The organism is Streptomyces sp. NPDC056527, assembly GCF_042794475.1.
Lineage (GTDB): Bacteria > Actinomycetota > Actinomycetes > Streptomycetales > Streptomycetaceae > Streptomyces.
The window spans coordinates 1-12818 of record NZ_JBHTTQ010000154.1; the positions used below are offsets into that span (position 1 = coordinate 1).

Genomic DNA, 12818 nt, shown 5'->3' on the forward strand with positions numbered 1-12818 from the left:
GTCGCGCTGACCCGTGGCGGGGCCGGCGCCGCGCCCGTCGCCGACAGCGGCGCGGCCGTCCCCTTCCACGGGCCGCACCAGGCCGGTATCGCCACGGCCGTCCAGGACCGGCTGCACTTCGCCGCCTTCGACGTGAAGACGCGGGACCGCGCCGAGCTCGTCCAGCTCCTGAAGGACTGGACGCGGGCCGCCGAGCGCATGACGGCCGGTCACGAGGTCGGCGAGGGTGCCTACGGAGGTCTGCCGGAGGCCCCTCCGGACGACACCGGCGAGGCCCTCGGTCTCAAGCCGTCCCGGCTCACCCTCACCATCGGCTTCGGCCCCTCCCTCTTCGACGGACGCTTCGGTCTGAAGGACCGGCGGCCCGGCGCGCTGGTCGACCTGCCCAAGTTCCCCGGCGACAACCTGGACCCGGCGCGCAGCGGGGGCGACCTGTGCGTCCAGGCATGCGCGGACGACCCGCAGGTCGCGGTGCACGCGATCCGCAACCTCGCACGGATCGGCTTCGGCAAGGTGGCGGTGCGATGGTCGCAGCTGGGCTTCGGCAAGACGTCATCCACGACGCCCGACGCGCAGACCCCGCGAAATCTGTTCGGTTTCAAGGACGGCACCCGCAACATCGCGGGCACCGACACCGCGGCCCTGGACAAGCACGTGTGGGTCCCCGCCCAGGACGCCCCGGGCCGGGCGGCCTGGATGACCGGCGGGTCGTACCTCGTCGCCCGCCGGATCCGGATGAACGTCGAGACCTGGGACCGCACTCCGCTCCAGGAGCAGGAGGACATCTTCGGTCGCGACAAGCGCGAGGGAGCGCCGGTCGGCAAGGCCAAGGAGCACGACGAACCGTTCCTGAAGGCGATGAAGCCGGAGGCGCACGTCCGGCTCGCGCACCCGGACTCCAACAACGGGGCGACGATCCTGCGCCGCGGCTACTCCTTCACGGACGGCACGGACGGTCTCGGCCGTCTGGAGGCGGGCCTGTTCTTCCTCGCGTACCAGCGTGACGTCCGTACCGGCTTCGTCCCGGTGCAGACCTCGCTGGCCCGCGCGGACGTCCTCAACGAGTACATCCAGCACGTGGGTTCGGCCCTGTTCGCCGTCCCGCCGGGCGTCCGCGACAAGGACGACTGGTGGGGCCGGGCACTGTTCTCGTAGCCGCGGACGGAGACAAGGAGACGCCGTGTTCGGCAACTATCTGATCGGCCTGCGCGAGGGCCTGGAGGCCGGCCTGGTCGTCTGCATCCTCATCGCGTACCTGGTGAAGACGGGCCACCGTGAGGCCCTGAGGCCGATCTGGATCGGCATCGGGGTCGCGGTCGGTATCGCGCTGGCCTTCGGTGCCGGACTCGAGTTCGGCTCGCAGGAGCTGACCTTCGAGGCGCAGGAGCTGCTCGGCGGTTCGCTGTCCATCCTCGCCGTCGTCCTGGTGACCTGGATGGTCTTCTGGATGCGCCGCACCGCCCGGCATCTGAGGGCGGAGCTGCACGGCAGGCTGGACGCGGCGCTGCGAATGGGCACGGGCGCGCTGGTCACCACCGCCTTCCTGGCGGTCGGCCGCGAGGGCCTGGAGACCGCGCTGTTCGTCTGGGCGTCGGTACGGGCCTCCTCCGACGGCACGTCCGCGCCGCTGATCGGGGTGCTGCTCGGCATCGCGACGGCCATGCTCCTGGCCTGGCTGTTCTACCGCGGGGCGCTGAGGATCAACCTGGCGAGGTTCTTCACCTGGACGGGCGGGATGCTCGTCGTGGTGGCGGCCGGTGTCCTCGCGTACGGCGTGCACGACCTCCAGGAGGCGCGCTTCCTGGACGGGCTCGCGAACAAGGCGTTCGACGTCTCGGCGACGATTCCGCCGGACAGTTGGTACGGAACGCTCCTCAAGGGAGTCTTCAACTTCCAGCCCGATCCGACGGTTCTTCAGGTCACGGTGTGGGCGCTGTATCTGGTCCCGACGCTCGCACTGTTCCTGGCCCCGGTAGGGTCGGGTCCGTCCGTGCCGGTGAAGAAGCAGAAGGCGATCGATGAGAAGGCTGAGGCGACCGTCGAGGGCACTCGTGGCGACGACGGCGGCGACCGTGCTGGCGCTGACGGCGAGCGGCTGCGTGACGGTGCACGGCGAGCGGGAACTGCTCCCGGCGGCGACGAAGAGTGAGGCCGAGCAGGCCCTCAAGGACTTCACCGAGTCCTACAACAAGGCGGACAAGGCGTACGATCCGGCGCTCGACGCCGGCCGGGTCACCGGGCCGCTGGGGGCGATCAACCAGGCCGGTCTGAAGTCCCGTTCGATCACCAGCCCGAACGGCAACCCCGCCCACCGGCCGCTGGAGCTGACGGACGCGAAGTTCGTGCTGCCGAAGAAGGCCGGCTGGCCGCGCTGGTTCGTCGTGGACACCGACTCCAACCGGGACACCGACCAGGGCAGCGGCGACAACCGCTGGCTTCTCGTCTTCGTGCGCAACGGCTCCGAGCAGCTGTGGGAGGCCGCGTACCTGGCGATCCTGACCCCGGACGAGATCCCGGCGTTCAAGACGGACGGCGGGTACGCGGTACCGGTCGACGCGGACTCCGCCGAGCTGGCGGTGGCGCCCAAGGATCTGGGGCAGAGCTATGTCTCGCTCCTCGGCGGCGGGGAGCAGGGCCAGTTCGCGGCGGGTCCGCACACCACCGAGTGGCGGGACGAGCGGCAGAAGGCCGCGAAGCGGGTGGGCCTGGCGACGCAGTACATCGACCAGGTCGCCGACGCCGGGGACTTCGCGCCGCTGGGCCTCGCGACGGAGGACGGCGGGGCGCTGGTCTTCTTCGCGACGCGCTACTTCGAGCGGCAGACGGCGGCGCAGGGCTACCGGCCGAAGGTCACGCCCGATGTGAAGGCGCTGCTGACCGGCGAGGTGAAGAACACGGTCACCAAGGAATGGGTGTCGAGCCAGGCCGTCCTGGTGAAGCCGACGGGCACGGAACAGGACGGGGTCACGGTCGCGGGCCGGCTCCAGGGCGTGACGGGGGCGAAGGGCTCGTAGCGGCAGGACCGCCCCGTGGCCACCCTGACCGGCAGTGCCGGGTCCCGGCCCTGAGCTCTTGGCCAGGGCTCGCGGCGTGCCGACTCGTGAGTCTCGGGCTTCCGGCCTCGGGCTCGTGGCGGGTCGCCTTCCGGGCTCGGGCTCGTTGCACCGGCCCCTTGTTCCCGGCTCTCGTCGCGCCGCCCCCGCCTCGTACTCCCCTGAGGGCCGTCGGCCCTCAGCGGCGGCCGAGCGGCCAGGCCACCTCGTGTCCGGTGTGCTGCTCACCCTGCTCGGCGGCGTGCCGGGCGCAGGCGTCGGTGAGGGTCTCCAGAAGGTTCAGCGGGTCGGGCAGGGCGTGCTCGGGGCCGCGGACCCAGGCGAGAGCCGGCTGCTCGTCCTCGTCACCGATGAGCCGGGCCGGCGGTACGAGGACGTAGCTGCCGCGACAGTGCCAGCGCAGCCCCGGGTGCTCGGCCATGGTCTCCGGATGGCAGTCCAGCTCGCAGGGCCACCACTCGTCCTCGTCCTCGGGAGTACCGCGGGTGGCGGTGAAGAAGAGCATCCGGCCGCCGTCGCCCGCGCTCTCGGCGGATTCGGCGACGGGGCCGACGTCGATGCCCTCGGCGAGCAGTCGCTCCAGGGCGGCGCGGCCGGCCTGGAGGGGGACGTCGAGGACATCGTGGACCATGCCGGTGGCGGTGATGAAGTTGGCCTCGGGCTCGCCCAGGGCCCAGCGCTCGATCTGGGCGCGGTCGGTGGTCGACTGGGTCTGCCAGGCGAACGAGACGGGGTGCCGGGCGGGGGTCGGACAGCCGATGCGCTCACAGGAGCAGCGGTATCCGACGGGGTACGCGGCGGGGGCGAGGGGCAGACCTGCGGCAGCGGCGTCCAGGAGCAGCTTCACACGGTGGCTCTCGTCGTCCGCCGCTGTGCGTTTCGGACGCCTGCGCAGCCACTGCGCGAGTTTGCTCTCCGTGCCGCGGTAGCGGCCGATACCGTCGCCCATCTATCCCCTCACACCTGCGCTAGCCCGTTGTGCTCGCCCGTTCGGCTCTGCCCATCGTCGCATCTTCCGATGCTTCAGGTGACCGGAGTCCCCAACCGGGGTACGTAACGGGGTTACGCCCTGGGCGCGAGCCCGCGCAGCGCGTAGTCGACGAGGGTGTCGGCGTAGGCGTGGGTGAGCGGCAGCGTGCGGTGCAGCCAGCGGTGGTTCAGGGGGCCGACGAGGAGTTCGAGGGCGATGCGGGGGTCGACGGCGGGGTCGACGTCCCCGGCGGCCTGGGCGGCCTGGATGCGGCGTACGTAGTGCTGGAGCTGCGGTTCCAGGAGCCGCTCCACGAACTGGGCGCCGAGTTCCGCGTTGACGATGCCCTCGGCGGCGAGGGCGCGGGAGGGGGCGTCGTACGTCGGGTTGTTCAGCTCGTCGACGGTGGCGCGCAGCACGTACTTCAGGTCGGCGGCGAGGTCGCCGGTGTCGGGGATCTCACTCTCGGCGTCGCCGCCGAGGGCCTCGTTGGCCTGCGCGGCGAGGTCGAGGAAGGCGTCCAGCAGGACGGCCGCCTTGGAGGGCCACCAGCGGTAGATGGTCTGCTTGCCGACGCCGGCGCGGGCGGCGATGCCCTCGATGGTGGTCTTGGCGTAGCCGGCCTCGGAGACGAGGGCGAGGGCGGCGTCGAAGATGGCGCGGCGGGAGCGTTCGCTGCGGCGGGAGGCGTCGGGGGCCTTGGTGTCGGACATGCGTCCAATCTAGCAGCGGGCGAGACGATGCGTCTCGCTACATGATGTTCAGTCGAACCACCCGAACGGTCCACTGCGCGCAGGCGATGGAAGGCGGACCATGGGCTCCGTCCGACCATCTCACTTCGTCCGTGAGGAGCCCTCATTGCGCCTGACTCCGCGCGAGGCCTCGCCCCGCCGTTATCTGATGTGCCCACCCACGCACTTCAAGGTGACGTACTCCATCAACCCATGGATGGACCCCACCAAACCGGTCGACCTGCCGCTCGCCCTCGCACAGTGGGAGGACCTGCAGGCCCGATACGTCTCGCTCGGCCACACCGTCGAGCTCCTCGACCCGGACCCCGGCCTGCCGGACATGGTCTTCGCCGCGAACGGCGCGACCGTGGTGGACGGACGGGTGCTGGGCGCGAAGTTCGCCTATCCGGAACGTACGGACGAGGCGACGGCGCACCGGGACTGGTTCAGCAGGAACGGTTACCCGGAGGTATGGGTGCCGGAGCACGTGAACGAGGGCGAGGGCGACTTCGCGGTGACCGCGTCGTGGATCCTGGCAGGCCGCGGCTTCCGCTCCAGTCCGCTCGCGCACCACGAGGCACAGGAGTTCTTCGGGCGCCCGGTCATCGGCCTGGAGCTGGTGGACCCGCGCTACTACCACCTGGACACGGCGCTGAGTGTCCTGGACGCGGAGGGGGACGAGGTCATGTACTACCCCGGCGCCTTCTCGGCCGGGAGCCGGGCGGTGCTCGCCCGGCTCTTCCCCGACGCCCTGCTGGCGACGGAGGCCGATGCGGCGGCGCTGGGCCTGAACGCGGTGAGCGACGGCCGCCATGTGCTGCTGCCGCAGGCGGCGGTGGGGCTCTACGCCCCGCTCCGTGACCGGGGCTTCGAGCCGCTGGGGATGGACCTGTCGGAACTCCTCAAGGGCGGGGGCAGCGTGAAGTGCTGCACGCAGGAGCTCCGCTCCTGACACCCCGGGGCGATGCCCCGGCCCCGGCTCGGGGCCGGGGCCCCGCCCCACTCGGCAACGCCGACCGTCGGGCTTCGCGGGCCCGCGTGTCGGCCGGGCCTCCGATGCTTCGGGCCCGGCACCGCCCCACTCGGCCGCTCCGGCACCCGCGCGCCGGGGGCGCTGGCCGTCGCTCCGGGGCCGGGGGCATCGCCCCACTCTGCGACTCCGGCGACCGGGGCTCGCCCCGGCTCCGTTACTCCGGGGGCCAGGCGTCGCCCCATTCGGCGTCCCGTGCGGCCTTGTAGAGCGCACCGTGGCGCTTGGTGACCGTCTCGCGGGTGAGGCCCGTCTCCTCCGCGCCGCAGAGCTCCAGCAGGACCTGGCCCTTGCGGATCTGGGGCTTCCGGGTCACCCGGGACACCGCCGGCGTCACGGGGAACCTGGTCGCCGCGACGTAGCTGAACTTCTCGTCCTCGTACGGCAGCGAGCCGCCCTTCACCTGCCGGTGCAGCGACGACCTGCTCACCCGCGCCGCGAAGTGGCACCAGTCCGCGCCCGGCTCGATCGGGCACGCGCCGCTGTGCGGGCACGGCGCGGCCACGGTGAGGCCGGCCTCGACGAGGAGCGTGCGGGCCGCGATGATCCGCTCGTAGCCGTCGGGGGTTCCGGGTTCGACGATCACGACGGTCTGCGCCACGCGGGCTGCCTCGGCCACGACGGCCCGGCGGTCGGCCTCGGTGAGCTCCTTCAGGACGTACGAGACCGTCACGAGGTCCGTCTCGTCGAGCTTCAGCGCTCCGCTGATGCGGGCCCGTCGCCACTCCGCCTCGAACACCCCGGCGGCCAGCTCCCGCCCGAGCGCGAGCGCGGGCGCCGCCCAGTCCAGGACCGTCGTGCGCGGGGAGTTGTCCCATGCCTCGGCGACGGCCCAGCTCGCCGCGCCCGTCCCGCCGCCGATGTCGGTGTGCGTCGTCGGCTCCCACGCGGGCGCCGCGTCCCGCAGTGCGTCGAGCGCCGCCCGTACCGCCTCGAAGGTCGCCGGCATCCGGTACGCGGCGTACGCGGCGACGTCGGAGCGGTCGCGGAGCACGGGGGCGTCGGTCGGGGTCGTCCCCCGGTAGCTGGCGATCAGCCGATCGACGGCCTGGGCCGCCTGACGCGGCGGCAGCCCGCCGAGAAGCCCGGCGAGGGCGACGCGCAAGGTGTCACCGGAGGCGAGGGAGGGGGAGGCGTTCACCTCCACATTTTAGGCGCCGAAGAACCCCGCCCGACCCCCCGCCCGCACACCACGGCCCCCGGCCGACCCGCGTCGGCCGACTCAGGCATCCTGCGGCTGCGCCTTCCGCCACGGGCGGCACAGTGTCAGGAAGCAGCCGAGCGCCGCGATCGCGCAGACCAGTTGCACCACCGCCATGGGGACGGCCGTCGCCTCCCCCGCGATGCCGACGAGCGGCGAGGCGATCGCGCCGATCAGGAAGGACGAGGTGCCGAGCAGCGCGGACGCGGAGCCCGCCGCGTGCGGGGTTCGCATCAGGGCCTGCGCGTTGGTGTTCGGCATCGCCAGACCCATCGCCGACATCAGGACGAAGAGACCGGCGGCGATCGGGACGAGACCCACCTTCCCGAACAGGCCGCTCGTCATGAGCACCAGCGCCACCGAGGCGAGCAGGATCACGCTCAGCCCACAGCCCAGAGCCTTGTCGAGGCTGACACGTCCGACCAGCAGCTTGCCGTTGATCTGGCCGACGGCGACGAGCCCGATGGAGTTGAGGCCGAAGAGAAGGCTGAAGGTCTGCGGCGAGGCACCGTAGATCTCCTGGACGACGAACGGGGACGCCGAGATGTACGCGAAGAGCGCGGCGAAGGCGAGCCCGCCGGCCAGCATGTAGCCGGTGAAGACCCGGTCCGCGAGCAGCCCGCGCATGGTGCGCAGCGCCTCGCCGACCCCGCCCGCGTGCCGCCGCTCGGGCGGCAGGGTCTCGGCGAGGAACTTCCACACCACCACGGTGAGCAGGACCCCGATGACGGTGAGGACGTAGAAGACCCCGCGCCAGTCGGTGATCCGCAGGATCTGGCCGCCGATGAGCGGGGCGATGATCGGGGCGACGCCGGAGATCAGCATCAGGGTGGAGAAGAAGCGCGCCATGTCGACGCCGTCGTACAGGTCGCGGACCACGGCCCGGGCGATCACGATGCCGGCCGCGCCCGCCAGACCCTGGAGCAGACGGAAGGCGATGAGGAGTTCCGCGGAGGGCGCGAGCGCGCAGACCGCGGTGGCGGCGACGTACACGATCATGCCGATGAGCAGCGGCCGCCGGCGCCCCCACTTGTCGCTCATGGGACCGACGACGAGCTGGCCGAGCGCCATGCCGGCGAGGCAGGCGGTCAGGGTCAGCTGGACGGTCGCGGCGGGCGAGCGCAGCGACTCCGTGACCTCCGGCAGGGCCGGCAGGTACATGTCCATGGAGAGCGGGGGCAGGGCCGTGAGTCCGCCGAGGACCAGGGTGACGAGCAGCCCCGCGCGCCGGGCCGCGACGACCGGCCCTTCGACTATGTGATCTTTCGTGCTGGTCCGGCCGCTCTCCGGCATCGACTGCTCCATTTCGTTGAAACTTTCCCTATGCTCTCAGCTCGTCCGGGATGGTCGAGACCTTTTGGGGTGGGGCATGGGAACGTCCGGGAAGACCGTGCGGTGGGGTGTGCTGGCGACCGGCGGGATCGCCGCCCGGTTCACCACCGATCTGCTGACGACGGCGGGCGCGGAGGTCGTGGCCGTCGCCTCCCGTACGGAGGCGTCGGCGAAGGCCTTCGCCGACCGGTTCGGGATACCGCGGGCGTACGGGGAATGGGCCGCGCTCACCGCCGACCCCGACGTCGACGTGGTGTACGTGGCGACTCCGCACCACGCCCACCGCGCGGCCGCCGGGCTCGCCCTGGAGGCGGGCAAGGCGGTCCTCTGCGAGAAGGCGTTCACGCTCAACGCGGGCGAGGCGGAGGAGTTGGTCGCCCTCGCCCGGGAGCGTGGCCTCTTCCTGATGGAGGCCATGTGGATGTACTGCAACCCGCTGATCCGGCGCATCCGCGAGCTGATCGCGGACGGAGCGATCGGTGAGGTCAGGAGCGTACAGGCGGACTTCGGGCTCGCGGGCCCGTTCGCCGCGGACCACCGGCTGCGGGACCCGGCGGTGGGCGGCGGGGCGCTCCTGGACCTCGGGGTGTACCCCGTCTCGTTCGCGCAGCTGCTGCTCGGCGAGCCCGACTCGGTGCAGGCGCATGCGCTCCTCTCGCCCGAGGGCGTCGACCTGAACACCGGGATGCTGATGGGCTGGGACTCCGGCGCCTCGGCGCTGCTGTCGTGCTCGCTCGTGGCGGACACCCCGCTGACCGCGTCGGTGACGGGGTCGAAGGGCCGGATCGACATTCCGCGGGGCTTCTTCTTCCTGGACCGGTTCACACTGCACCGGGCCGGCCGGGAGCCGGAGGAGTTCGTGAACGAGGACGATCCGCACTCCCTGCGCCACGAGGCCGCGGAGGTCATGCGCTGCCTGCGCGCGGGCGAGACCGAGTCCCCGCTCGTGCCGCTGGAGGGTTCGCTGGCGGTGATGCGGACGCTCGACGCGGTACGGGACCGCGTCGGCGTCCGCTATCCGTCCGAACTGTCGGTCACGCGGGCTTGAGACCCGGGTTGCCCGCCTCCGTGACGTAGGAGCCGGCCGTGGCGACCGGGGCGCCCGGGGTCGTCACGGCCGAGACCGTACGGAAGTCGGCGCGGGCGCTGTCCCGGCCGAGCGCGACCGTCACATAGCCGCGCCGCCCGTTGTAGAACTTCATGTGCGGGTTGGCCTGGGTGAGGGCGTCGTAGTTGGCGGGCCGGTCGGCGCCGTCCTTGCCGCTGGCGATGGAGGTGGCGACGATCTCGGTGCCGAGGGTCCGGGACGCGGGGTCGCGGTGGTCGGCCTTGATGTCGAGGCCGTAGCCGACGTGGACGTCGCCGGTGAGCACCATCAGATTCTCCACGCCGGCCGCCGCCGCGCCGTCCAGGATGCGCCGGCGGGAGGCCGGATAGCCGTCCCAGGAGTCCATGGACAGCTTGAAGTCGGCCGTGGGCACGTTGCGCCGCTCGGCGAAGACGACCTGCTGCGGGAGGACGTTCCACAGGGCGCGCGAGTCGCGCCAGCCGTCGAGCAGCCAGCGCTCCTGGGTGGCGCCGGTCATGGTGCGGCTCGGGTCCTCGGACTCGGGCCCGGGTACCTGCCAGCCGTCGCCGTACGCCTGGTCGGAGCGGTACTGACGGGTGTCGAGGATGTCGAACTGCGCCAGCCTGCCGAAGCGGAGGCGGCGGTAGAGCCGCATGTCGGCCCCTTCCGGCTGCTGGGGCCTGCGGAGCGGCTGGTTCTCCCAGTAGGCGCGGTAGGCGGCGGCGCGGCGGAGCAGGAACTCCTCCGGCGGCACGTCGTTCTCGGGGATCTCGCCCGCGTAGTTGTTCTCGGTCTCGTGGTCGTCCCAGGTGACGACGAAGGGGTGCGCGGCGTGCGCGGCCTGCAGGTCCGGGTCGGACTTGTAGAGGGCGTACCGCAGCCGGTAGTCCTCCAGGGTGATCGTCTCCCGGTTGAAGACGGCGGGCAGGCGCCGGTCGGTGTAGGCGCGGGCGCCGCCGGTGGCGTTGACCGCGTACTCGTAGAGGTAGTCGCCGAGGTGGAAGACGACGTCGACGTCCTCCCGGGCGAGATGTCCGTACGCGGTGAAGTAGCCGTCGTGGTAGGCCTGGCAGGAGACGGCGGCGAGGGTGAGCCCGGATATCCGGGCGCCGGCGGCGGGCGCGGTGCGGGTGCGGCCGACGGGGCTGATCCAGTCGCCGACGCGGAACCGGTAGAAGTACACCCGGTCCTGGTCGAGGTGGTCGATCTCGACATGGACGCTGTGCTGGAACTCGGGGTGCGCGGTGACCGTGCCGCGGCGGACGGTCCGGGTGAAGCGCTCGTCGTGGGCGAGTTCCCAGCGGACGGCGACGCGGGAACGGGGCAGTCCGCCGTCGGTCTCGAAGGGGCGCGGCGCGAGCCGGGTCCACAGGAGGACGGAGCCGGGCAGCGGGTCGCCGGACGCCACCCCCAGGGTGAACGGGTTCTCGGCGATTCGCGCGGGGTTCAGCTCGGCGGCGCTCGCGGTGCCGGCGGCCGGCAGGTTGACCGCGAAGGCGAGCGCAGCGGCGGCCCCGGTGACGGTGAGGAAGCGACGGCGGCCGAAGTGGCGGGCGGCGGCCCGCAATTCGCCGTCGTACTGCTGAGTGTGTGTCATGTACCCCTCCCCAGGCGGATGTTGTCCGTCCGGTATTCGAGTGGGGCGGGGCGACGTCACGTTGTCGGGTACAGAACATCCACGTGTCGGACGGATGAGTTCATGGGGCACGCGTCTGCCGTACGCTGCGCGCCCATGAGTACTGAGTCGCGCATCGCAGTGGTGACGGGAGCGGGTTCGGGCATCGGCCGCGGCGTGGCACGGGCCCTGGCCGAGGCGGGCTGGTCGGTGGCGCTGGGGGGCCGCCGACGGGAGCCCCTGGAGGAGACGGCCGCGTCCGTCCCGTCGGCCGACGTCCTGTGCGTACCGACGGACGTGACCTCGCCGGAGGCGGTGACGGCCCTGTTCGAGGCGGTACGGGACCGGTTCGGCCGGGTCGACCTGCTCTTCAACAACGCGGGTACGTTCGCGGGCGGCGGCGTCCCGGTGGAGGACCTGGACCACGAGACCTGGCGCTCGGTCGTCGACGTGAACCTGACGGGCGCCTTCCTGTGCGCCCAGGCGGCCTACCGGGCGATGAAGGAGCAGTCCCCGCAGGGCGGCCGGATCATCAACAACGGCTCGATCTCGGCCCATGTGCCGCGCCCGAACTCGATCGCTTACACGGCGACGAAGCACGCGATGACGGGCCTGACGAAGTCGCTGTCGCTCGACGGGCGCCCGTACCGGATCGCGTGCGGTCAGATCGACATCGGGAACGCGGCGACGGAGATGACGGCGCGGATGCAGACGGGGATCCTGCAGGCCAACGGGGAGCTGGCGGTGGAGCCGGTGATGGACGCGGCGGACGTGGCGGCGACGGTGGTGCACATGGCGGGGCTGCCGCTGGAGGCGAACGTGCAGTTCGCGACGGTGATGGCGACGGCGATGCCGTACATCGGCCGGGGGTAGGGGACGGGACCCCGCCCCCTACCCGGCGCTCCGCCCTAGGCCTGGCCGGTCTCGAAGCGGGCGACCTTCCCGTCCTCGACGACGAACCGCCAGGCGGTCCGCATCTCGCCCCAGGTGTCGTTGCGGTAGCGGGCGACGAGGGACCGCCCGTCGTCCTTGGCGGACTCGATCTCCATATGGCCGCGTGAGGAGAAGATCTCCTTCTCGGTCCACTCCTGGAGATCGCGGTCGGACCCGTCGTCCGACATGGTGGCGCCGGGGGTGAGGGCGGCCTGGAAGGCTGAGGGGTCATTGGCGTTGAGCGCACTGACGAAGGCGCGCACGGCGGGATCGCCGATCTTGTCCACGGGGATGGTCATGGGCCTACGGGTACACCGGACCGGTCGCTTCCCGGCGTACCTCGGCCGGGACTGTGGCGCGCGCCGGTGGCCGGACTCGGCCACCTGGGCGAGCGGACCGGCGAAGTTCGACCGGCAGGCCGCGACTGGCAGGCTTCGGCCTCATGGACGAGACCTGGAACACCATCGACCGCCTGACGGCCTGGATCTCCTCGCACCACACCCTCCCGCCCGAACAGGACGTCCTGCTGCGCGTCCTGAAGCTCTCGGAGGAGGTCGGCGAGGTGGCGGAGGCCGTCATCGGCGCGACCGGCCAGAACCCGCGCAAGGGAACGAGCCACACCTGGCAGGACGTCGAGGCCGAGCTGTGCGACGTGATCATCACGGCGATGGTGGCCCTGCGGACGCTCACCCCGGACGCCTCCGAGGTCTTCGCGGGCAACGTCCGACGGGTCGCTGAGCGGTCGCTGCCGGAGTGAGCGGTACCGGGCGGCGTCGCCTCCGGAAGCGGCCGGCGTCGCTCTCCCGGAAACGGGCAGCGTCGCCTCCCGGAAACGGCCAGGGTCGCCTCCCGTAAAGGGAGAAGCCCCCGTCGGGTGGTGCACC

The 12818-nt window shown here is 72.0% G+C and carries 13 protein-coding genes; 7 read left to right on the forward strand and 6 right to left on the reverse strand.

All coding sequences use genetic code 11. The annotated features are described in order from the left end of the window. The 3 genes from efeB to ACFQ7Q_RS35745 all read left to right on the forward strand — a co-directional run. Nucleotides 1-1155: iron uptake transporter deferrochelatase/peroxidase subunit (gene efeB, locus ACFQ7Q_RS35735; RefSeq protein WP_383562646.1), on the forward strand; the 1155-nt coding region annotated here is incomplete at its 5' end. Nucleotides 1156-1180: 25 nt separating this feature from the next. Further along, on the forward strand, nucleotides 1181-2149 hold the full coding sequence (efeU, locus tag ACFQ7Q_RS35740) for an iron uptake transporter permease EfeU (RefSeq protein WP_383562649.1): 969 nt from the start codon (nucleotides 1181-1183) through the stop codon (nucleotides 2147-2149). Continuing rightward, nucleotides 2106-3014 carry a hypothetical protein gene (locus ACFQ7Q_RS35745; RefSeq protein ID WP_383562678.1) on the forward strand — a complete coding sequence of 303 codons (909 nt, stop codon included), beginning with the start codon at nucleotides 2106-2108 and terminating at the stop codon, nucleotides 3012-3014. Before efeU ends, ACFQ7Q_RS35745 begins: the two co-directional genes overlap by 44 nt. 217 nt (nucleotides 3015-3231) lie before the next feature. Here the strand turns inward: ACFQ7Q_RS35745 and ACFQ7Q_RS35750 are convergent, their stop codons facing one another. After that, nucleotides 3232-4002: a bifunctional DNA primase/polymerase gene (locus ACFQ7Q_RS35750; RefSeq protein WP_383562652.1), complete on the reverse strand. Its 771-nt coding sequence runs from the start codon at nucleotides 4000-4002 to the stop codon at nucleotides 3232-3234. Nucleotides 4003-4115: 113 nt separating this feature from the next. After that, the gene (locus tag ACFQ7Q_RS35755; RefSeq protein ID WP_383562655.1) at nucleotides 4116-4736 is read right to left on the reverse strand and encodes a TetR/AcrR family transcriptional regulator; all 621 of its coding nucleotides are present in this window, start codon (nucleotides 4734-4736) and stop codon (nucleotides 4116-4118) included. A 145-nt stretch (nucleotides 4737-4881) separates the two neighbouring features. Between ACFQ7Q_RS35755 and ddaH the strand changes: the two genes are divergently transcribed. Beyond that, nucleotides 4882-5706: a dimethylargininase gene (ddaH, locus tag ACFQ7Q_RS35760; protein WP_383562658.1), complete on the forward strand. Its 825-nt coding sequence runs from the start codon at nucleotides 4882-4884 to the stop codon at nucleotides 5704-5706. A 235-nt stretch (nucleotides 5707-5941) separates the two neighbouring features. Here ddaH and ACFQ7Q_RS35765 read toward each other — a convergent pair whose 3' ends face one another. Both ACFQ7Q_RS35765 and ACFQ7Q_RS35770 read right to left on the reverse strand, forming a co-directional pair. Continuing rightward, complete coding sequence (locus tag ACFQ7Q_RS35765; protein WP_383562661.1) at nucleotides 5942-6925, reverse strand: small ribosomal subunit Rsm22 family protein; 984 nt, start codon at nucleotides 6923-6925, stop codon at nucleotides 5942-5944. An 81-nt stretch (nucleotides 6926-7006) separates the two neighbouring features. Then, entirely contained in the window at nucleotides 7007-8278 is a 1272-nt protein-coding gene (locus ACFQ7Q_RS35770; RefSeq protein WP_383562681.1) for a Bcr/CflA family multidrug efflux MFS transporter, read from the reverse strand. 76 nt (nucleotides 8279-8354) lie between these two features. Here ACFQ7Q_RS35770 and ACFQ7Q_RS35775 point away from each other — a divergent pair, with 76 nt between their 5' ends. Beyond that, on the forward strand, nucleotides 8355-9365 hold the full coding sequence (locus ACFQ7Q_RS35775) for a Gfo/Idh/MocA family protein (RefSeq protein WP_383562664.1): 1011 nt from the start codon (nucleotides 8355-8357) through the stop codon (nucleotides 9363-9365). Here the strand turns inward: ACFQ7Q_RS35775 and ACFQ7Q_RS35780 are convergent. After that, complete coding sequence (locus ACFQ7Q_RS35780) at nucleotides 9352-10983, reverse strand: alkaline phosphatase D family protein (RefSeq protein WP_383562667.1); 1632 nt, start codon at nucleotides 10981-10983, stop codon at nucleotides 9352-9354. The genes ACFQ7Q_RS35775 and ACFQ7Q_RS35780 overlap by 14 nt on opposite strands. Before the next feature lie 135 nt (nucleotides 10984-11118). Between ACFQ7Q_RS35780 and ACFQ7Q_RS35785 the strand changes: the two genes are divergently transcribed. Further along, nucleotides 11119-11874 carry an SDR family oxidoreductase gene (locus ACFQ7Q_RS35785; protein ID WP_383562669.1) on the forward strand — a complete coding sequence of 252 codons (756 nt, stop codon included), beginning with the start codon at nucleotides 11119-11121 and terminating at the stop codon, nucleotides 11872-11874. A 35-nt stretch (nucleotides 11875-11909) separates the two neighbouring features. On the opposite strand, the gene ACFQ7Q_RS35790 is transcribed toward ACFQ7Q_RS35785, so the two are convergent. After that, on the reverse strand, nucleotides 11910-12233 hold the full coding sequence (locus ACFQ7Q_RS35790; RefSeq protein ID WP_383562672.1) for a nuclear transport factor 2 family protein: 324 nt from the start codon (nucleotides 12231-12233) through the stop codon (nucleotides 11910-11912). A gap of 143 nt (nucleotides 12234-12376) precedes the next feature. On the opposite strand from ACFQ7Q_RS35790, the gene ACFQ7Q_RS35795 reads away from it, so the two are divergent. Next, nucleotides 12377-12691, forward strand: a complete 315-nt coding sequence (locus ACFQ7Q_RS35795; RefSeq protein ID WP_383562675.1) for a MazG-like family protein — start codon at nucleotides 12377-12379, stop codon at nucleotides 12689-12691. Nucleotides 12692-12818: the final 127 nt, after the last annotated feature.

Coding starts and splice junctions, on each gene's coding strand:
- ACFQ7Q_RS35785 (WP_383562669.1), top strand. CDS start 11,119: ATGAGTACTGAGTCGCGCATCGCAGTGGTGACGGGAGCGGGTTCGGGC.
- ACFQ7Q_RS35795 (WP_383562675.1), top strand. CDS start 12,377: ATGGACGAGACCTGGAACACCATCGACCGCCTGACGGCCTGGATCTCC.
- ACFQ7Q_RS35775 (WP_383562664.1), top strand. CDS start 8,355: ATGGGAACGTCCGGGAAGACCGTGCGGTGGGGTGTGCTGGCGACCGGC.
- ACFQ7Q_RS35750 (WP_383562652.1), bottom strand. CDS start 4,002: ATGGGCGACGGTATCGGCCGCTACCGCGGCACGGAGAGCAAACTCGCG.
- ACFQ7Q_RS35780 (WP_383562667.1), bottom strand. CDS start 10,983: ATGACACACACTCAGCAGTACGACGGCGAATTGCGGGCCGCCGCCCGC.
- ACFQ7Q_RS35755 (WP_383562655.1), bottom strand. CDS start 4,736: ATGTCCGACACCAAGGCCCCCGACGCCTCCCGCCGCAGCGAACGCTCC.
- ACFQ7Q_RS35790 (WP_383562672.1), bottom strand. CDS start 12,233: ATGACCATCCCCGTGGACAAGATCGGCGATCCCGCCGTGCGCGCCTTC.
- ACFQ7Q_RS35770 (WP_383562681.1), bottom strand. CDS start 8,278: ATGCCGGAGAGCGGCCGGACCAGCACGAAAGATCACATAGTCGAAGGG.